Source organism: Alienimonas sp. DA493 (assembly GCF_043951915.1).
Classification (GTDB): Bacteria; Planctomycetota; Planctomycetia; order Planctomycetales; family Planctomycetaceae; genus Alienimonas.
In genome coordinates this window covers 1-19491 of sequence record NZ_JBINJD010000025.1, presented here as the reverse complement: position 1 = coordinate 19491, position 19491 = coordinate 1, and the positions used below count along the sequence as shown (strand labels likewise).

Genomic DNA, 19491 nt, shown 5'->3' with positions numbered 1-19491 from the left:
CGTTACGGGGACGGTACGACCGCGAACTCCGCCTCGGCCTTTTCGTCGAAGGCCCACGGCAGATCGACCCGGCCGCGGACGCAGTAATACAACTCGATCAACTCCCCGGCGAAGGACCGCGGGGCGTCCGCCGGCAGCGGCGCCTCGAAGGGCACGCGGACGGTCTCCCCGGCCCTGACCGGGGCGGTCTCGCGGTCGGCGGCGGCGACCACGCCGCTGCTGACGTCCCCCCGGCCGCGGGTGCTCCAGAGCGCCTCCAGGCGGATGCGCTTCGGCGTGACCTCCTTCTCGGCGGTGAAGACCGCCGTGCCGCGGACGGTCCCGCCGGCGGCGACCTCTTGGGAATCCAATTCGATGTGGAACACGGGGCGGCGATGGGGTCAGGGGAACGGCCGGGCGGGCGTCGGCGGAGCGTCAGACGACGTTCGGAGCGTCAGACGACGTTCAGCTTGAACGTGGTGGAGGCGTCCGGGTGGCGGTCGATGACGAGCGTGACGTCCAGCGTCCAGTCGACGTCGTTGTTGGCGCTGTCCAGCGAGGGCGGGGCGTCCTCGGGGATCGCGATCTCCCACACGGCCGTCACGGCTTGTCGGGCGGGCTCGAAGGCGCCGCCCTCGGGGGAGAGGTCCACCGGGGGCAGCGTGACGACGTGGCGGTCGGCGGTGTCGGTGCGGGTGTCGGTGCCCACGCGGTAGCGGGCGCGTTCGACGCACTTCAGTTCCGCGCGCAACTCCCGCAGGGCCAGTCCCTTTTTCAACCGCTGAGCGAACCGAACCTCGCCGGCGCTCCCGGGCCGCAGCGGCCAGGGGAAGACGGCCGCCTCCGCGGGGTGCACCGCCCAGCGGACCATCAGCCCGTAGCCCAGCAGCCCCAACGCCGCCGCGGCCCCGGGCACGATCACCAGCGCCAGCGACCAGTCAGGCCAACCGAACTCCCGAAAGAACTGGGCGGCGACGAACGTCAGCACGCCGGTGGCGAACAGGATGCCGACCAGCCCGCAGCTGAGTCCGCACCAGGAATCGCTGCCCTTCAACTTCACCCCGGCCCCCGGCGAATCGCCGAGCGGTTCGGCGTCGAAGGACGGGACGGGCGCGGTTCGTTCGGTCGGTACGAGGGTGAGGACGTCCGGGGACATGCGGCGGGGCGACGGCGAAGACGGCCGGGGAACCGGGGGAACCGGGTGAACCGAGGGGCGAGCGGCGTTAGGCTGGACGGTCCGCCCGAATCCCGACGAAGGAGACGGCGGCCCGCGTTCCTCTTTCTGACGACCCCGCCCGCAGTGCACAACTTTCGGCTGTTCGGGCTCGACGGCTCCAAAACTTACGCCGACCGGGTCGCCGATCACCTCGACGTGCCGCGCAGCCGGCACGTGGAGACGTTCTTCGAAGACCGCGAGACCTACGCCCGCAGCGGCGTGAACGTCCGCGGCTGCGACGTGTACGTTATCACCAGCCTGTTCGCCGACCCGGAGCAGTCCGTCCCGGAGAAGCTGGTCAAGCTGCTGTTCTTCGCCGGCAGCCTCAAGGACGCCAGCGCCAAGCGGGTCGCAGTGGTCTGCCCGTACCTCGGCTACGCCCGGCAGGACCGCAAGACGGAGAGCCGGGCCCCCATCTCCATCAAGTACCTCGCCCAGTGTCTGGAGAGCGTGGGGGTCACGCGGATCCTCACGATGGACGTGCACAACCTGTCCGCGTTCCAGAACGCCTTCCGCATCCCCACGGACAACCTCGAAGCGAAGAACCTGCTGGCGGACTACCTCTGCGGATTGGACGGCGGCCGCAACTCGACCGGGACGCCGCAGCCGGTGGACGACCACCTGCCCGAGCCGCTGAAGAACGCCGGCTGCGAGGACGGGCAGCTCGCCGTGCTGGCCCCCGACAGCGGCGGCATGGGCCGGGCCCGCCGCTTCCGCAACGCCCTTGAAACCCGGCTCCAGACGAAAAACGCGATCGGCGTGGCCTACCTGGACAAGGAGCGCGTCGACGGCGGCACGGTCCGCGGCAACACCGTCGTGGGCGACATCCAGGGCAAACGGGTGATCATCCTCGACGACATGATCGCCAGCGGCGGCACGATCCGGCTGTGCGCCGAGGCGATCGACCGCCACGGCGGCGAGGTGTTCGCCGCCTGCGCCACGCACGGCCTGTTCGTCGGCAAAGCCGCGGAGAACCTCGCCGAGGTCCCCCGCATCGTGGTCACGGACACGATCCGCCCCTTCCGCCTCGACGGCACCCCGGCGGCGAAGCGCCTGCACGTGATCCCCACGGCGAAGATGTTCGGCAGCGCCCTGCGACGGACGCACGAGGAGGGCGGGTCCATTAGCGATTTATTGGAGTAATGGTGAAAGACGCCTCGGGCGAGAACGCCGTCGCTCGCGGTCGGCTGGCGCTGAGCGCCCTGCTCCGGAAGCGTCCTTGGCTGTCCTACGTGCTGACGGTCGCAATCATCGTCGGGGCATCGGTCGTCGGATTTTTTCTCGATCGTTGGAATGTTCAGATCAACGTCGGCGGCGACGGCGGATCGGTCCCGTGGCAGTACCGTTCTCAGCACGAAGTGTTGCACGGCTATTATCGAGGCGCCGTCGCCCCCGGCGACTTCGATTTAGAAGTCCACGGCCCCGGCGCGATCGTGAACGGGAAGCCGATCAATTTTCCCGCCCGCCCCGCGCTGCTCCTCATCTGTGCGGACGGGACGCACCGCTTGATCGATCCGGACTTCGAACTGTTTGAGGAGGATCCTGGACCGCGACGGACCGGCTTGTCGTTCAAGGTGCGTGAGATTCTCTCCGGCCGTGATTCGATACGAGTTCGCGGCGAGCCGAAATGGGACCGCTTCGAACTGATGCTGGAAGACCTCTGCGGCCCTGACGCGGCCGGCGAGGGCTGGTCGGCCCTGACTGATCATCGGGGAGGATGACGAAGTTCCCCCAAACGCCTGACGAGTGCAGACGCGCCCGGTGCGGCGTGCGTTTATAGAGCAACTGAGGCCGTGCCGGCCCGCTTTCCCGACCTCCTCCGCCGGCCGGTCCCCGCCGCCCTAACGTGGTGCGCCCCCGGCCCGCAGCCTCCATGTGAAATCGTCGTGTCCCTGCCCCGCCCGCATCGCCTGTCGCTCTGGATCAAGATCCCCTACACGCTCTGGGTGATCGTGTTGATCCCGGTGTGGGTGCATTATCAGGGGTGGAATAATTTCCTCTGGTTTTCGGACATCGCCTTTCTGGCGACGTGCCTGGCTCTGTGGCGGGAGAGCCGGCTTCTCACCAGCATGACGGCGGTCGGCATCCTGCTGCCCGATCTGGCCTGGACGGTTCACTTTCTCGCCGACCTGACCGTCGACACCGGCCTGTTCGAGCAGTCCGGCTACATGTTCAACGAGGAGATCCCGCTGTTCGTCCGCGGGCTGTCGTTATTTCACGCGGTCGTGCCGCCGCTGCTGGTCTGGATGATCTATCGACTCGGCTACGACCGCCGCGGGCTGACCGCCCAGACGCTGCTCGCCTGGCTGGTCCTGCCCCTCTGTTACTTCGTCACCGATCCGGCCGAGAGCATCAACTTCGTGTTCGGGTTCGGCGAGCCGCCGCGGCCGCCGGCGCCGCAGCCGTGGTGGCTGATCGCAGAGATGGTCCTGCTGCCGGTCGGCGTTTATCTGCCGACCCACCTGTTCTTGACGAAATGGCCCGGGCGACGGCCGCAGCCGGCAACGTAACGCCGCCGGAGCGGCGCCCGTCCGGCCGGCGGTTGGCCTACTGCCCGCCGAGGGCCTGGTCCCGCAGGCCGACGCCCTGCAGGTTGTCGCCGCCGGCGTCGGGGAAGTCGGTCAGGGCGCCGGAGAGCAGCAGGCCGTCGATCAGGGCCGCGGCCTCCTGGCGGTCGGCGGCGGCGGTGACCCGGGCCAGCTCCGCCTCGAACAGGCTGCGGCGGGCGGTGACGAGGCGGATCGCGTCGAACTCGCCCTGGCGGTAGCCCTGCTCGGACAGGTCCAGGTTTTCCCGGGCCGCGGGGAGCACGTCCTCGGCGAGGCGGGTCGCCCGGTTTTGAGCCGCCTGGTAATCCGCCAACGCCGCGGCGAGCCGGGACCGCAGGTTCAGTTCCAGCCGGGCCAGGTCGGCGGCGGCCCGGTGCACGTCGGCCATCGCGGCGGCGACGTTGCCGCGGTTATCGTTGTGCACCGGCAACGGCATGCCGAGCTGGAATCCGCCGACCGGCTCCTCGCCCGCCACCCCGTAGGCGAGGCTCGCCTGGGCGTTGAGATTGGGGATCGGCTGGACCCGCTGCCGGCAGAGGGCCGCCTTGGCCCGCTCGATCCGCGCCCGGGCCGCGGCGACCTCCGGGCTGGCGGCGAGAATGCCGGCGAGCAGTTCCTCGAAGTCCGCCGTGATCGGCTCCCCCTCCAACGACCCGACCGCCGGTCGGACCGGCCGGCCGGGCGTGCCGACCGCCGCCATCAGCGCGCGCCAGGCGGCGTCCCGGGCGACCGCGGCGTTCTCCCGGGCGATGCGCACCTCGCCCAACTGAATCTGCGCCTGGAGCACGTCCGGGCGGGCGACCTCGCCGGCGTTCAGCAGGTCTTCGGAAAGCCGCACGCCGGACTCCGCCAGGGCGACCAGTTCGTCCGCGATCTCCACCCGGCGCTGGGCGGCGAGCAGCCGGACGAACCGCTGCCGCACGTCCGTGAGCGTCCGCAGCCGCTGGGCCTCCGCCCGCAGTTCCAACCCGCGAACCTCCCAACTCTCGACGGCCCGGCTCAGCTCCAGCTTGTTGCCGCGGACGAACGTCTGCGAGGCGAACACGCCGTACCGACCGGGCTCGCCGTCCTCGCCGACGTCCTCCCCCACCAGGCCCAGCGTCGGGTTCGGGCGGAGACCGACCTGCGTGTACAGACCGCGGGCCTTTCGGACCGCGGCCGTCGCCCCGGCGAGCGTCGGGTTCCGGGCCAGCGCCGCGGCCTCCGCCTCGGCCAGCGTGAGCGGCTCGAGGACCGCCTCGCCAGTCGCGGGCGTGTCGCCGGCCGGGTCGTCGGCGCCGAGCCCCTCCGGCAGCGGGGCGGGCAGGGGGGCGACCGCCGCGTCGTCGCCCGTTCCGTCCGGCGTCGAGGCCGCGGGTTCCGGGGCGTCGGACTGGTAGTTCGCGGGGCGGACGGAGTTCGAATCATCCCCCGTCGTCGCGGCGACGCGGGCGATCGGTTCCGCGGCGGCCGGCCCGGACGCCGCAGCCGCGACGCTCCCGGCGACGGCCGGCGGGACGACGGCGCTGCCGGGGGCATAGGTGACGAGCGTCGGCGGTGCGCCGCAGCCGGCCAGGGCGGCGGCCCCGAGCGCTGCGCCGCCCAGCCGCCGCCAAGTGGTCCGCGGGCAGCGGGGGGCGGTCTGCGGGGGGCGGGAGCGGCTCATGCCGTTCCCGTCGGCACGTCCGGCAGGACCGTCGGCGCCGGACTCTCCCGTCCGGCCGCGGGGGAGGGGGAACCGGGCCGGTTGGGCAAGCTGCGGGAACGCTCGGTTCACTCGCCGAGCGTCTCCGGGAGCACGTCCCCGGTCAGCACGTCGTCCCGCACCACGTCCCCAAAACCGTCGCCGAACCAGAGGTAACCGCCGAGCGCGACCGCGTTCGCCGCCGCGCACAACCAGAAGACCAGCCGGTAGCTGACCTTCGCCGTTTTATGACGAAACAGATGCCGGCTCAGCAGCGCCCCCGGCCAGCCGCCCAGCAGTTCGAAGAGGTGCAGCACGAGTTCCGGCACCCGACGGCCGCCGCGGGTCGCCCGCCATTTGTCCCCCCCGTGCAGGACGAAGGCGACGACGCACAGGCCCAGCAGCGCCCAGCCGACCCACGCCGGCAGACGCTCCCAGTACACGCCGGCGGCGACCGCCGCGGCCCATCCCGCCGCGGCGAGGAACGGCCAGTGACGCAGGACGGAGCGGCGGCGAGAATCGGTCATGCCGCGATCATCCGCGACGGCGGCGCCCGCGGCCACACACGGCGGTATTGGGGCCGTCCCGCCGGCAGCCTCTCAGCGCAGGCGTGGGGCGGGCGGCGAGCCCGGTTTGACCGGCCGAACCGGCCCCGGTACAGTCCCCCGCCCCCCGTCCTGCGCGGGGGTTCCAGAGTTCTCACCCCGCCGAACCGCGGCGAAGGCACACGGGTTTCGCGGCTCCTCGAGCCCCAAATCCAGCCGCGGCGGCTCTCTCCTCTCGTGCCTGACGAAAGACGACGCGCATGGCGACCACGCTTAAGGCCAACGATTTCCTGGAGGCCGGCGCCCACTTCGGGCACCGCACGGCCAACTGGAACCCGAAGATGCGGCCCTACATCTTCGGGAAGAAAAACCTGATTCACATTATCGACATTAAGGAGACCGTCCGGGGGATGCTCCGGGCGGAGAAGTACCTCAAGGAGGTCGCCGCCGCGAACAAGCTGATCCTGTTCGTCGGCACCAAGCGGCAGGCCGCCGAGCCCGTCCGCGAAGCCGCCGAGGCCTGCGGCTGCCCCTACGTCACCGAACGCTGGCTGGGCGGCACCCTCACCAACTTCCGCACCGTCCGCGGCCGCCTGGACCGGCTCGAGGAACTCGAGCACCTCCGCGACACCGGCGAGCTGGACACCTACTCCAAAAAGCAGCAGTCCCGCCTGATGCGGGAGTACCGCAAGATCTACCGCAACCTGAACGGCATGCGGCAGCTCGAGCGGATCCCGGAGGTCATGGTGATCTGCGACCCCAAGAAGGAACACAACGCCGTTCACGAGGCGAACCTGCTGGGCGTCAAAACCGTCTGCCTGATCGACACCGACAGCAACCCGGACCTGATCAGCCTGCCGATCCCCGGCAACGACGACTCGATTCGCACGATCCGGCTGGTGTTCAACTACCTCGCCGACGCCATCAACGCCGGCAAGCAGCACCTGCCCGAGCCGGAAAAGAACGACGAGGAAGCCGAACCCAAAGCGGTTCCCTCCTACGGCTGATCGCGGCCGCCCCGGCGGAATGACGAATGGCGAATGAGGAATGACGAGAGGGGCCGTCCCCGCCGTCTGCATTCATTCGTCATTCCATATTCCTCATTCGACATTCCCTTTTACGACTCACGAAGTCCTCACCAGCCCGCCCCCATGGCCACCGTCACCGCCGCCGCGGTTAAAGCGCTCCGCGACCGCACCGACCTCCCGATGATGAACTGCAAGAAGGCCCTCGTGGAGGCCGGCGGGGACGAGGAGAAGGCGATCGCCATCCTCCGCAAGATGAGCGGCGACAAGCTGGCCAAGCGGGCGGACAACGTCACCGCCGAGGGCCGCATCTTCCAGTGGGTCGCCGACGACCACAGCGCCGCGGCGATGGTCGAGGTGCAGTGCGAAAGCGACCCGGTCGCCAAGAGCGAAGGGTTCATGACGCTCGGCAACGACCTGCTCAAGCAGCTCGCCGAGGGCCCGGGCGCGGCCACCGTGGACGAACTGCTCGATCAGCAGAGCCCGTCCGCCGGCAAGAGCCTCCGCGATCAGCACGAGGAGATCAGCAACAAGATCCTCGAGAAGATCGTCGTCGCCCGCGTCTGCAAGCTCAGCGGCCCGGTCGCCGGCTACGTGCACCACGACGGCAAGACCGCCGTGCTGTTCCAGGCCGACGGCGAGAAGGCCGACAGCGAAACGATGCGGGACGTGGCGATGCACATCGCCGCCCTGCGGCCGAAGGTGACCGTCGCCGAGGACCTCGACGCCGACGCCGTCAAAGCCGAACGGGACCGCCTCACCGCGGAGGCGAAGGGCTCCGGCAAGCCGGACAACATCATCGATAAGATCGTCGACGGCCGCATGAAGGCCTACTACGTCGAAAACGGCGTGTTGAACCTGCAGCCGTTCGCCAAGGACGACAGCAAGACCGTCAGCCAGGCGCTGGCCGAGAAGAACCTCACCGCCAAGGGCTTCACCCTCTGGGTGCTGGGCCAGGGCTGATCCGGGAATGACCGAATGTGGAATGACAAATGACGAAACGGCCGTGCCGTGGAATCGTTCGTCATTCGACATTCTTCATTCGTCATTTCCTTCGTAAGACCGCCCGAATTCATGTCCGAGCCCGCTTACCGCCGCGTCCTGCTCAAAGTCTCCGGCGAAACGTTCTGCCGGCGGGGGGAGAGCGGCATCGCGATGGATCAGGTCGGCGTACTCGCCGACCAGATCAAAGACGTGGCGAACGCGGGCTGCCAACTCGCCGTCGTGACCGGCGGCGGCAATATCCTGCGGGGCAAGCAGTTCAGCGAGGTCTCCGCCAGCATCAACCCGCCGACGGCCCACTATATGGGCATGCTGGCGACGGTGATCAACGGCCTGGCGCTGCGGGACGCGCTGGAGAACGTCGGCGTGCAGGTCCGGCTGCAGAGCGCCATCCCGATGGCGAACGTCTGCGAGCCGTTCATTAAAGGCCGCTGCGAACGGCACCTGGAAAAGGGCCGCGTGGTGATTCTCGCTGCGGGCACCGGCAGCCCGTTCGTGACCACCGACACCGCCGCTGCCCTGCGGGCCCGGGAGATCGGAGCGGACGCCGTGCTGAAGGCGACGAAGGTCGACGGAATTTATTCCGAAGATCCGCTGAAGAACCCGCACGCCCAGCGGTACGAGACGATCACCTACAAAGACGTGCTCGACAAGGGCCTGCAGGTGATGGATGCCACCGCGATCCACCACTGCATGGAGGGCGGCATCCCGATCGTGGTCTTCGATTATCAGCGGGCCGGCAATATCGGCCGCGTCGTCGCCGGCGAGCGGATCGGCACCCGGGTCGAAGCGTAGCGGACCGACGGGGGCGGGCGGGAACTCGGTCGACGGGGGAGCGGGCGGCGGCGACTCGCTACCCTCGGGCGTCCCCGATCCCGAAAGATCGCCATGAGCGTCGAACCGCCTCCCCCGCACCAGCCCCCGCCGCCCCACGGCGAGCCCCACGATCCGCGGTCCCAAGCGTCGGAGAAGAAGCTGCTCGCCGGCGTGCTGGGCATCGTGCTCGGCGGGCTGGGCGTGCACAAATTCGTCCTCGGCATGAACACGCCGGGGATCATCATGCTCGCCGTCACGGTGGGCTGCTCGATCGTCAGCCCCTGCCTGTTGTTCGTCCCGCTCCTCGCTCCGGCGGCGATGTCCGTCATCGGCCTGATCGAGGGGATCATCTACCTCACCAAATCGGACGAGGAGTTTTACGAGACGTACATGGTCAGAAAGAAGGAGTGGTTCTAACGAACCGCCTCCGAGGGCGCGCCGCCTCACGGCGACGGCGAACCGGGGGAGGCGTTTTGAGCGTCGTCAGACCAGCACCGGCAAGCCGCCGAGGTGCGTCACCTCGCGGGTGACGATCGAGCCGATCAGCGTGGTGCCGGTGCAGTCGTCCACGTGCACCTGCGTCGTGCTGCCGATCAGCCGGGGGTTGCCGTCGAACACCACGATGCGGTCGCACCGCGTGCGGCCGGTGAGTTGAATCGCCTCGCCCGGGGCCGCCGGTTCGTCCGTCTTCTTCTGGCGGACGCTCGGGCCCTCGACCAGCACGGAGACCTCCTCGCCGATCTTGCGGGCGTTCTCCTCCTCGCTGACCTCGTTCTGTACGGCGAGCAGTTCGTTGTTCCGCCGCCGCTTCACCTCGTCCGGCACGTCGTCGGCCAGCCGTTCGTGAGCCTTGGTGCCGGGGCGGGGGGAGTATTTGAAGATAAAGCTGTTCTTGAAGCGGAACTCCCGCACGCTGTCGACGCTCTTTTCGAAACTCTCCTCGGTCTCGCCGGGGTGGCCGACGATAAAGTCGCTGCTGACCGAACAGCCCGGGACGGTCTCCCAGACGCGGTGCATCATGTCGCGGTACTGCTCGACGGTGTAACCCCGCTTCATCACCTTGAGCACGTCGTCGCAGCCGCTTTGCAGCGGGACGTGCAGGTAGTGGTAGCACTTCTTGAGATCGCGGATCGCCTCCAGCAGGTCGTCGCCGAGGTCCCGCGGGTAGCCGGTGACGAATTTGATCCGCTCCACGCCGGGCGTGTCGTGGATTAAGTACAGCAGGTCGCTGAGGCGATAGGTCTTGCCCTCGCCGGAGTGTTTATAGCTGTTGACCGTCTGGCCCAGCAGGGTGATCTCCTTCACGCCCTGCCCGGCGAGCACCTGCACTTCTTTGAGAACGTCGGAGGGGGCGCGGCTCTGCTCCGGCCCGCGGGTGCTGGGGACCACGCAGTAGGTGCAGAACTTGTCGCAGCCGATCATCACCCGCACGAACGCCTGGTGCGGCGTGGGCCGCATCGTCGGTTCGCGCAACGGGTCGTAGCTTTCAAAGCTGGCCTCGATCTCCTTGCGGGCGCCGCCCTTCCGGGAGAGCGACAGCGCCGTCAGCCGGCTCTTCGAGCCGCGGAGGGCGTTCTCACGGGCGGCGTCAATCAGGTCCGGCACCTCGGCGAGCTGCCCCGTGCCGACGACGAGGTCGACGTGCGGCATCTTGCGGAAGACGAGATCCTTATCTTTCTGGGCCATGCAACCGAGCACGCCGATCACGGTGCCGGGCCGTTTCCGCTTGCGATATTTCAGCCGGCCGAGGGAGGAGTAAATCTTCTGCTCGGCCTTCTCCCGCACGCTGCACGTGTTGAACAGCAGGGTGTCGGCGGCGTCGGGGTCGGAGGTCACCTCGAACCCGCGTTTGCGCAGCGCCCCAACGACCAGTTCGCTGTCGAGCACGTTCATCTGACAGCCGACCGTCTCGATATACAGCCGGCGGTTCGGGCCGTCGGCGGCGGACCCGTCGGCGGGGGGGGCGGCGGCGGGGAGGATCGGGTCGGTCATATCGGCCGGGGAGAACGGGGGCGGCCGGCAGTCTACGCAGGAACCGCCGACGGCGGCAGGCCGGCTCCCCCGCGCCGGGCGGGACCGCGGCGGAGTCAGCCCGGAATCAGGTCTTCGAGCCCCCAGTCCCGCAGACACCGCACCGCCCGCCGCCGTTCACGGCGGCGGCCCCACGCGGAGCCGGGCCACAGGCCCCGCCACGTCATCCGGTAGGCGAGCCGCCGCGTCGCCGGGTAGACGCCGGGCGGGACCGGCGGAGCCGCGACGCCCCGCCGCGCGGCCTCCCGGAGTTCGGTGACGACCTCCGGCGGGCCGGTCCGCTGACCGGCGAGAATCTGCCGGCCGATCGCCCGCCGCGAGCCGCGGTCGACCGCGTCCGCCCAGTCCCGGGCGGGATGATGCACCGGCTCGGCCGTCCGCCACGCCCGTTCGGCGGCCTCGAACGCCCGCCAGAGGTCCCCGGCGGCGGACGGTTCGGTCAGCCAGTCGGTCACCAGAACATGCTCGCCCGCCGAGCGAATCGGGGCGTCGAGCAGACTGTTGCTGACGGAGATGAGAGAGCCGTCGGCGTACTCCCGCGTGATCTGCACGACCTGCCGCGCCGGCAGCGGTCCGCTTGGCGAGACGAACGCCACCACCACGCCCGCTTCAAGGTTGGGGTCGCCGGGGGCGGCCCGCGGCGGGTCCGTCAGCAGCGCCCACCGCACGCTCGCAGCCGGCGCCTCGTCCGGGGCGGACGCCGGCATCTCCAACCGGGCGGTTCGCCCGAATCCGTACGGCGCAAGAGACCGCTCCGCCTCCGTGAGAAACGCTTCGTCCTCGGCGGAAAAGGGCTCGTTCGGAGCGAGCGACGTCGGCGACCGAGTGGCGTCCAGCGCCAACACCCTGCGGACCTTCAGCGGCAGGACGCCGTAGAGCAGGCCGGCGACCGCGAGGATTGGCAAGCCGAGGAACAGGGCGATCGGCCGCCACGGGTCCGGCAGCTCCCCCGGGACGAAGAGCGGCAACAGCGCCAGCCCCACGACGACCGTGAGAACGATCAGACAGCCGCCGGTCGCGTCGATCTCGACCGTTTGCGCGGGCCCGCCCGCGGAGGCCGAGCCCGCGCGATCCTCATCGAACTCGAGGTCGACGGGTTCGTCGGTCTCCGCCGGGGCCATCGGTCCAGCCTCTCACCGGGAACGGGCTGAGCGCGCCGGGCTCACGCCGGGGTCGACTGCATCGCCCCCTCGGGCAACGCCGCCTTGCGGGAGCGGTCCTGCAGCACGTCCCAGTCGATCGACAGTTCGCCGCCGGACTGTTCGTGCTGGGTCCGCCACTCGGCCAGCAGTTCCACGCAGGCGTGGTCGATGTAGCTCAACCCGGCGAGGTCCGCCCGGACGTCGGCGTCGGGGGGGATCTGGTCCAACGCCTCGGCGAGCTTCGGCAGCTTCAGGAAGGTCGCGGCCCCGCGGAGCCGGAGGTGGTAGATCGGCGACTCGCCGGGCGCGGCCGGCTCCTCCAGTTCGCCCTTCACGTCCAGCTTGTTGAACTTGGTCAGCAGGCGGATCGCCGCCAGCACGATGCCCGCGACCACGCCGCTGAGCAGGTCGAAGCAGACGATGCCCGCGACGGTGACCGCGAACACCAGCAGTTCGCCCTTGCCGAGCTTCCACAGCTCCCGCACGGCGTGGAAGTCGATCAGCTTCCAACCGACGTACACCAGCACGCCGGCCAGGGCGGTGGTGGGGATCAGGGCCAGCAGGGAGCCCAGCAGGGCGACGAAGATCAGCAACCAGAGGCCGTGCAGGATGGCGCTGGACCGGCTGGTGGCCCCGCTGCGGACGTTGGCGCTGCTCCGCACGATCACGCCGGTCATCGGCAGGGCGCCCAGAAAGCCGCAGACCGTGTTGCCGAGGCCCTGGGCGAACAGTTCCCGGTCGAAGTTGGCCCGCGACCCGGTGTGCAGCTTGTCGACCGCCGCGGCGCACAGCAGCGACTCGGCGCTGGCCACGGCGCCGATCAGCAGCCCGCCGGAGATCACCGCCCCCCAATCGACGGTCCGCAGGACCGCCATCGTCGGGAAGCGGATTTCGTCGAACAACGACTCCGGTACTTCGACGTAGACGACCGGCAGCACGAACGCCCACGCCGCCGCGGTCGCCACCAACACGGCCAACAGCGCCGCCGGGATCACGTTGAGGAACTTCAGCGGGCCGACCTTCGTGACGAGCAACTGCCAGACGACGATCACCGCGATCGTGAGGAAGCCGACTTTGGCGGCCACGTCGTGGTTCTTCAGGCTGTTTTCGAACTCCAGCAGTTCGTCCTCGGCGGCGCCGACCTTCGCCCGCGCGTCGAGGGCCGCCGCGACCGAGGGGTCCTCGGCGGCATTGAGGGCGGCGACGGCGGCCTCCAGCGCGGCGGTCGCCTCGTTCAGGCGGTCGAACCGGCGTTCGCTGCGGGCGCCGTCGCCCAGCCCGGCGGCCTCGAAGCTGGAGCGCAGGTCGCGGAGGCCGTCCGCGATCTCGGCTTGGGTGGCGGCGAGGCCGGCGGCGTCCTCGGCGAGGCCCTCGGCGATCGCCACGGCGGCCGGGTCGTCCTCGTCGCCCAAGGCGGGGGCGAAGTCCGTGGGGACGTGCTCGGCGACGCGTTCCCGCAGGATCTCCTGCCGTTCGTGCAGGGCGCCGCTGGCCTTCAGCAGGTCCACCTGGACGGTGCGTTCGTCCTCAGGCCGCATCTCCGGCCAGGGCAGCCCCTTCTGAATCGCCTTGGGGATGGTGGCGAGGTTCTGCAATCCGCCGCCGGGCGGAAGATCGTCCACCAGCACGTGCATCTGGCTGGCGAAGATCAGCACGCCGATGCCGGTGAGCATCCCGCGGATCACCGCCGGGCTGACCGCCCGGAACCAGACGCCGAAGCCGACCAGCCCGCAGACGACCTGCAACAGGCCGCCCACCAGCACGCACAGGCCGAGCGTCTCGATGCCGTGCTCGCGGACGATCTCGTAGACGATGACCGTCAGCCCCGCCGCCGGCCCGCTAACCTGCAGCGGCGCCCCGGCGAAGAACCCAACCAGCAGCCCGCCGACAATCCCGGTGATCAGCCCCGCGGAGACCGGCACCCCGCTGGCCAAGGCGATGCCCATGCACAGCGGCAGGGCGACGAGGAACACCACCACCGAGGCGGAGAGGTTTCGCCCCGGAGAGTCGAATAATCCTGCCGGGGCGGGCTTGGTCGCGGCGGGACGGGCGTCGGGAGCGGCGGACATGGCGACCGGAGCGGGGGGCGGAGCGGAGCGATCGTAAAGATCCCGGCGCCGGCGGAACACTCAGATCGGCCCTGCGTCCCGGGGATTTGCCGCTTCGACGCCCCTGGCGCCCCCCGCGGTCGGCGGTCGCCGAGGGGCGTCCGCCGGCTCTCCCGCGGGAGCGCACGCTCAGGCGGCGCGGCGGAGGGAGCGGGCCTGCAACGCCGCGAATTCCGCCCGTTCCCGGTCGCGGGCGGCCATCTCCTGCCAGACGACCGGGTGCCACAGCGGGTCGCGTTCGGCGGCGGGCACGTGGTGCTCCCGGGCCCAGCGGCGGAGCTTCAACTCCGCGATCGGATCCAGCGAAGCGGCGAGGGGGGCGTGCAGCGTGAGGTCGGACATGACGGCGGGGGAGCCGAAAGGGAGGGCGAACCCGGGTTCGGTCGGCCGCCTCGCGCCGGGCTCCCCACTCGCCCGCCGGGCGCCGCCGCGACCGGCAGAGCTGGTAGGGTCCGCTCTGCGGACCGGGGATCGTCGTCGCAACCCCGCTGAGAACGGTCCGCACAGCGGACCCTACGAGCCCGCAACCGCGGCCGGGCGGATCAGCCGGTACAGCGGCACCGCCGCGGCCGCTCCGACCGTCGGGCCGACGAGGTAGAGCCAGAGGTCGCCGAACTCCGCCGCGGCGACCGCCGGGCCGAGGGAGCGGGCCGGGTTCATGCTCGCCCCGGTCACCGGGCCGAAGGCCATCGCCTCGATCGCCACGACCCCGCCGATGGACAGCCCCGCCAGCAGGCCCTTCTCCTTCGGGCCGGTGGCGACGGCGAGAACCGTCGTCATCAGCCCGCAGGTCAGCGCCGCCTCGACCAGCAGGGCGCCGATCTGGGTGATCCCGATCGCCGCGTTCGGCCGCGTCACCCCAGCGTGGGCCGGGTCGCCCAGCAGGGCCAGCAGGCAGTACGCCGCCGCCGTCGCCCCGAGGCACTGGGCCGGCAAATACACCGGCACGTCCCGCCAGGCCAGCCGGCGGTCCAGGGCGAAGGCGACCGTCACCGCCGGGTTCAGGTGCGCCCCGCAGATCGGCCCGACGGTTTCGATTACGCAGAACACCACCAGCCCGAAGGCGAGGGCGACGCCCGGGTGAGTCACCGCCCCGGCCCCCGTGGCCTCGGCGGTCGCCGCGTTGACCGCGGCGGCGCCGCAGCCGATCGCCACCAGGGCGAACGTGCCGACGACCTCCGCGACGGCCCGGCGCCACAGCGGTTCACGCCAGAGAAACGGCCGCGGGAAGGGTGCGTCGGTCAACGGAACGGCGGCGAACGGCGGACGTGCGGGACGTTCTCACAGATACCCTAACGTCACCGCCGCCGTCATCCGTCGCCGCGACCCGACCCCCGCCCCGGCCGCCTACCGCCGGGCGGGAGTGATCCAGAGGAAGCCGCGGCCGGCCTCGTCGCGGCGGAGTTCGCTCTTGAGGGCGTGCTCCGCGACGGCGTACCGGACGGCCCGGTCCCACGCCCCGCGGCCGGGGGGGACGGAGACCGTGGCGGTCGCCGGGTCCACGCCGACCGCCCGCAGCGCGGCGACGTCCAGCACGACCGGCGCCCCGCAGGCGGCCTCGACGGCCGCGGCGAAGTCGTTGAGGGAACTCTCCCGCACCCCGACGTTCGTGAGGGCGAAGATCCCCCCCGCCGCCGCCAGGCGGCCGGGGCCGTCGGCCACCTTCCAGCCCACGGGCCACGCTCCGACAGGGGCGGCGGCGTCCGCGTCGACGGCCTCCGCGGCGTCCGCCGTGCCGGGAATCGGCGTCAGGGCGTCCGCGGCGGGCCGTTCGACCACAACGAGTTCCAGCCCGCCGGCCGGGGTGCGGGTCGGGTGGAACGCCAGCCCCCGCCGGGCCAGCAGGGCCGCCAGCGCGGTGCCCTTGGAGAACGTCGGCAGCGGGCCGTCGTCCGCCGCGGCCGGGCCGTTGATCGCCGGGTCCCGCAGCCGGGCGGTCGCCTCGGGGGTAAACCGCAGCGGGAGGGTCGGGGGCAGTTCTAGCGCCAGCAGCGCCGGGTTGACCGCCCCGCCGGCCCGCGGCCCGAACGCCGCCGGGGCCGGGGCGGAGAGGGCGTCGAAGACGGTGCGGAACTGCCCGCCGCTGAGCCCCCACAGCGGCTGTCCGCGGGGATCGCCGGCGGCCCCGTGGGTCGTCAGGGAGTTCACCCACGCCTTCAGCGCCCGCCGGTCCCCCGGAGCGAAGCGGCGGTCCGGGAAGACGAGTTCGCCGCCGCGGTCGAGGCGGCCGGTGGCGGTGACGGTCCGCAGGCCGACGCCGGTCGAGTCCGTCACGCCGATCGTGTCGCCGGGCCGGCCGGTGCGGACGGTGGTGTCCACGCCGAGGGAGGCCAGCGACTCCCGCCAGACCCGCGCCCCGAGTACGCCGGCGGCGCCGTCCACCAGCACGACGACCGTCACCTGGGTGACGACCCCGTCGGCGTCCGGTTCGTTCCGCAGGAGCCGGGGTCCGTCGAGGGCCGCGTCCGGCACGCCGCCGCCGAAGTCCCCGAAGGAATAGCCGCCGGCGCCCCGGTAGGAGGAGCGCTGCCGCCGGGCCGCGTCCCGTTCCCGCTGGGCCAACCGCACCGCCGCCCGCCGCTCCGCCAGCGTCGGCCCGTACCCGGCCCGGGACCGTTCCTGGGCCGCCGCCGTCGAGAGGGTCGGGCCGAACGCCGTCGCCGCCAGCAGGACGAGCCCCGCCGAACGGGAGACGCGACGGCGGCGGAGCGAACGGACGATCATGAGGACACGGCGGCGGAAACGAGCAAGCGACGGAGACCCGAGCAGTGGGGAACCGGGCGACGCGGGGGGGCGACGCCGATTCTATCGGCCGGTCCGCCGACCGCGGGCCGGTTACTGGCGGAGCGGGCCGGCTGTGCCGTCTGTGCCGGCTGCGTTGTCGGCCCCGGCCGTCCGGGCGGCGGGCGTCGCCAGTTCAGTTCCCATCCCCGACCAAGCCCCCGGCGCCGTGGCGGCGAGGAAGCGGGCGACGGCGTCCGCCACCGCCCGCGGGGCGCCCGCGGTGCGGATGACGCGGGCCGGCGTTTCCACCAACCGCGTCCCGCCCGCCCGCCGGGCCGCCCGCACCGCGGGGGAGGCCGGCTTGGCGGCGATCAGCGGCAGGCGGCCTGACGCCGGTTCCTCCGCGGGCAGGAGGGCGGCGAAGACCGGGGGCGGCTCCGGCGCCGCCAGCGCCGGCGTCCCTTCGGCGACCTGAACCGGGACCGCCGGCGCCGCGACGACGCCCGGCAGCCGGGGCGTCGCGGCGACGGCGACCGACCGCACCGGGTGCACCGCCAGCCCGGCGCCGCTGAGCCAGTCCAACTCCGCCGCCGCCGCCCGCTCCTCCCGGGGCGCCGCCCCCGGGGCCGCCAGCGCCAGCAACGCCGGGGCGAGCGCCGGCGCCGGTTCGACGGCCTCCCGCTCCCCGATCGTCGCCGTGCCCGCCGCCAGCTCCGCCGACGCCTCCGCGGCCGAGGGGAACGAGGCGAACTCCGCCCCGGACGCCGCCCAGGAACTCGCCCGCCGCCACCGGGCCGCGTCGCCGACCCCCGTCAGCCCGTCGATCGACGCCGCGTCCGCCACCGCGGCCCAAGGATCGGTCGGGAACAGCTCCGCCCCCGCCGCCGACGAAGCGAGCGGACCGATCATCGGCCCGAGCATCACGCCCAACCGCACCGCACGCCGCAGCGCCCGGCGAAACAAATCGGACCGCAGGAGGCGGAACGGGGCGAGGCCGGCGAGCATGGACGTCCGGGGGCGGCGGGGCGGGGGACGGGGCGGGACGGTCCCGGCAAAGGGCGGGACCGCGGAGGGGAGATCGGCCGCCGGGCGACCCGGGGGCCTCCGCCGCTCGGGCAAATTCGGCAAGATGCGCCGGTTGCGGAGTTCGTCCCCGCCCTCGGCCGGACGACCGCTGCCGCCGCGCTCGTCTGGAGCAATCCGGCGGCGGGAGGTCGATTCGCCTCAAGCGGCCGGACCGGGTAGCCTGCCGGGTTCGGCGTCCCGCCGTTCGTCGTTCCCCCCGCTGTCCGAACCGGAGCCCTGGCTCCGGCTTAGGCTCGCTCGCCCGTGCTCGATTCGCTCCCCGACCCGCTGCCGATCACGCCCGTCGAGGGCTTCGGCGGCGCCACGCTCCGCCCGCCGGGCAGCAAGAGCCTGACGAACCGGGCTCTCGCCGTCGCGGCGCTGGCGGACGGGACGTCCACCCTCACCGGCGTTTTGGACAGCGACGACACCCGCGTGATGCTCAACGCCTTGGCGGCGTTGGGGTTAGACGTCGACCACAACCCGGACGCCGCCACCGTCCGCCTGACCGGCTGCGGGGGCGAACTGCCGGTCAGCGACGCCGGGCTGTTCTGCGAGAACAGCGGCACGAGCATCCGCTTCCTCACCGCCCTCGTCGCCGCCGCCGGCCGGGGGACCTACCGGCTGGACGGCGTCGCCCGGATGCGGCAGCGCCCGATCGGCGACCTCGTCGACGCCCTGAACCAACTCGGGGCGACGGCGACCTGCGACCTGAACAACGGCTGCCCCCCGCTGACGGTGAAAACGACCGGCCTCTCCGGCGGCACGGCGACCGTCGAGAGCGGCGCCAGCAGCCAGTTCCTCAGCGCGTTGCTGATGGCCGCCCCGGCGGCCCGCGGGCCGCTCACGCTGCGGGTGCCGGGAGAGTTGGTCTCGGTGCCGTACGTCGTGATGACGCGGCGGGTCTTGGAGGCGTTCGGCGTGAACGTGACCGAGGACGGCAACACGTTCCACATCGCCCCCCAGACGCCGACCGCCGTCGAGTACGCCGTCGAACCGGACGCCAGCGCCGCGAGCTACTGGTTCGCCGCCGCGGCGATCCTTGGGGGGACCGTCACCGTGGAGGGCCTCGGGACCGGCAGCGTGCAGGGGGACATGGATTTTCTGTCGGTCCTCGAAGCGATGGGCTGCCGGGTGGTGAGAGAAGAGGTGAGGACGACCGTCACCGGCCCGCCGAACGGCCGGCTGAAGGGCGGGCAGACGTTCGACATGGGGCCGATCTCCGACACCGCCCAGACGGCCGCCGCGGTGGCGGTGTTCGCCGACGGGCCCACGACGGTCACCGGGATCGCCCACGCCCGGCACAAGGAAACGGACCGCGTCGCCGCCGTGGTGACGGAACTCCGCAAGCTCGGACAGGAGTGCGAGGAGCGCCCCGACGGCTTCACGATCGCCCCCAAGCCGGTCACGCCGGCAACGGTTCACACCTACGACGACCACCGCATGGCGATGAGCTTCGCCCTGATCGGCCTGCGGGCGAAGGGCGTGCGGATCGCCGACCCGGGCTGCGTGGCGAAGACCTATCCTGGGTTCTGGCAGGATCTCGATCGCCTTCGCACAGGGGTGACGTCGTGAGCCCGGAGCGCAAGCTCCGGCCGTGCGTCGTCCGCCGCACGGCCGAGACGA

19 protein-coding genes and 1 pseudogene are annotated in these 19491 nt (G+C 71.6%); 8 read left to right on the top strand and 12 right to left on the bottom strand.

Annotation, left to right across the window (positions count from 1 at the left end; all coding sequences use genetic code 11):
• Positions 1–2: 2 nt before the first annotated feature.
• Positions 3–365, bottom strand: coding sequence for a hypothetical protein (locus tag ACG2DA_RS05990; RefSeq protein WP_395254569.1), 363 nt, complete (start codon positions 363–365; stop codon positions 3–5).
• 68 nt (positions 366–433) lie between these two features.
• On the bottom strand, positions 434–1135 hold the full coding sequence (locus ACG2DA_RS05985) for a hypothetical protein (RefSeq protein ID WP_395254568.1): 702 nt from the start codon (positions 1133–1135) through the stop codon (positions 434–436).
• Positions 1136–1279: 144 nt separating this feature from the next.
• Here ACG2DA_RS05985 and ACG2DA_RS05980 point away from each other — a divergent pair, with 144 nt between their 5' ends.
• The 3 genes from ACG2DA_RS05980 (at position 1280) to ACG2DA_RS05970 (ending at position 3705) form a co-directional block, all read left to right on the top strand.
• Positions 1280–2338 (top strand): ribose-phosphate diphosphokinase, encoded by a 1059-nt coding sequence (locus ACG2DA_RS05980; RefSeq protein WP_395254567.1) that lies wholly within the window; start codon positions 1280–1282, stop codon positions 2336–2338.
• The gene (locus tag ACG2DA_RS05975) at positions 2338–2916 is read left to right on the top strand and encodes a hypothetical protein (RefSeq protein WP_395254566.1); all 579 of its coding nucleotides are present in this window, start codon (positions 2338–2340) and stop codon (positions 2914–2916) included. Before ACG2DA_RS05980 ends, ACG2DA_RS05975 begins: the two co-directional genes overlap by 1 nt.
• 165 nt (positions 2917–3081) lie before the next feature.
• Positions 3082–3705, top strand: coding sequence for a membrane-associated protein (locus ACG2DA_RS05970; RefSeq protein ID WP_395254565.1), 624 nt, complete (start codon positions 3082–3084; stop codon positions 3703–3705).
• A gap of 37 nt (positions 3706–3742) precedes the next feature.
• Here the strand turns inward: ACG2DA_RS05970 and ACG2DA_RS05965 are convergent, their stop codons facing one another.
• Positions 3743–5389, bottom strand: a complete 1647-nt coding sequence (locus ACG2DA_RS05965) for a TolC family protein (RefSeq protein WP_395254564.1) — start codon at positions 5387–5389, stop codon at positions 3743–3745.
• A 107-nt stretch (positions 5390–5496) separates the two neighbouring features.
• Positions 5497–5934 carry a DUF1294 domain-containing protein gene (locus ACG2DA_RS05960; RefSeq protein ID WP_395254563.1) on the bottom strand — a complete coding sequence of 146 codons (438 nt, stop codon included), beginning with the start codon at positions 5932–5934 and terminating at the stop codon, positions 5497–5499.
• A 278-nt stretch (positions 5935–6212) separates the two neighbouring features.
• Between ACG2DA_RS05960 and rpsB the strand changes: the two genes are divergently transcribed.
• The 4 genes from rpsB to ACG2DA_RS05940 all read left to right on the top strand — a co-directional run bounded on the left by rpsB (position 6213) and on the right by ACG2DA_RS05940 (position 9212).
• Complete coding sequence (rpsB, locus tag ACG2DA_RS05955; protein ID WP_395254562.1) at positions 6213–6959, top strand: 30S ribosomal protein S2; 747 nt, start codon at positions 6213–6215, stop codon at positions 6957–6959.
• Between the two features lie 144 nt (positions 6960–7103).
• Positions 7104–7940 carry a translation elongation factor Ts gene (tsf, locus tag ACG2DA_RS05950; RefSeq protein ID WP_395254561.1) on the top strand — a complete coding sequence of 279 codons (837 nt, stop codon included), beginning with the start codon at positions 7104–7106 and terminating at the stop codon, positions 7938–7940.
• A 111-nt stretch (positions 7941–8051) separates the two neighbouring features.
• The gene (pyrH, locus tag ACG2DA_RS05945) at positions 8052–8774 is read left to right on the top strand and encodes a UMP kinase (RefSeq protein WP_395254560.1); all 723 of its coding nucleotides are present in this window, start codon (positions 8052–8054) and stop codon (positions 8772–8774) included.
• 93 nt (positions 8775–8867) lie between these two features.
• Positions 8868–9212: a TM2 domain-containing protein gene (locus ACG2DA_RS05940; protein ID WP_395254559.1), complete on the top strand. Its 345-nt coding sequence runs from the start codon at positions 8868–8870 to the stop codon at positions 9210–9212.
• 66 nt (positions 9213–9278) lie between these two features.
• Here the strand turns inward: ACG2DA_RS05940 and miaB are convergent, their stop codons facing one another.
• The 8 genes and pseudogenes from miaB to ACG2DA_RS05900 form a co-directional block, all read right to left on the bottom strand.
• Entirely contained in the window at positions 9279–10787 is a 1509-nt protein-coding gene (gene miaB / locus ACG2DA_RS05935) for a tRNA (N6-isopentenyl adenosine(37)-C2)-methylthiotransferase MiaB (protein WP_395254558.1), read from the bottom strand.
• A 95-nt stretch (positions 10788–10882) separates the two neighbouring features.
• Positions 10883–11947: a hypothetical protein gene (locus tag ACG2DA_RS05930; protein ID WP_395254557.1), complete on the bottom strand. Its 1065-nt coding sequence runs from the start codon at positions 11945–11947 to the stop codon at positions 10883–10885.
• 41 nt (positions 11948–11988) lie between these two features.
• Positions 11989–13506, bottom strand: coding sequence for a SulP family inorganic anion transporter (locus ACG2DA_RS05925; RefSeq protein WP_395254597.1), 1518 nt, complete (start codon positions 13504–13506; stop codon positions 11989–11991).
• Positions 13495–14037, bottom strand: a pseudogene (locus ACG2DA_RS05920) (SulP family inorganic anion transporter); the annotation flags it as partial. The pseudogene ACG2DA_RS05920 and the gene ACG2DA_RS05925, both read right to left, overlap by 12 nt.
• A gap of 168 nt (positions 14038–14205) precedes the next feature.
• A complete protein-coding gene (locus ACG2DA_RS05915) occupies positions 14206–14418 on the bottom strand; it encodes a hypothetical protein (protein ID WP_395254556.1) in 213 nt (70 codons plus the stop codon).
• Between the two features lie 171 nt (positions 14419–14589).
• Positions 14590–15321 carry an MIP/aquaporin family protein gene (locus ACG2DA_RS05910; protein ID WP_395254555.1) on the bottom strand — a complete coding sequence of 244 codons (732 nt, stop codon included), beginning with the start codon at positions 15319–15321 and terminating at the stop codon, positions 14590–14592.
• A gap of 102 nt (positions 15322–15423) precedes the next feature.
• The gene (locus tag ACG2DA_RS05905) at positions 15424–16800 is read right to left on the bottom strand and encodes a hypothetical protein (RefSeq protein ID WP_395254554.1); all 1377 of its coding nucleotides are present in this window, start codon (positions 16798–16800) and stop codon (positions 15424–15426) included.
• Positions 16801–16911: 111 nt separating this feature from the next.
• Complete coding sequence (locus ACG2DA_RS05900) at positions 16912–17805, bottom strand: hypothetical protein (RefSeq protein WP_395254553.1); 894 nt, start codon at positions 17803–17805, stop codon at positions 16912–16914.
• 324 nt (positions 17806–18129) lie between these two features.
• On the opposite strand from ACG2DA_RS05900, the gene aroA reads away from it, so the two are divergent.
• Positions 18130–19440, top strand: a complete 1311-nt coding sequence (gene aroA, locus ACG2DA_RS05895; RefSeq protein ID WP_395254552.1) for a 3-phosphoshikimate 1-carboxyvinyltransferase — start codon at positions 18130–18132, stop codon at positions 19438–19440.
• Positions 19441–19491: the final 51 nt, after the last annotated feature.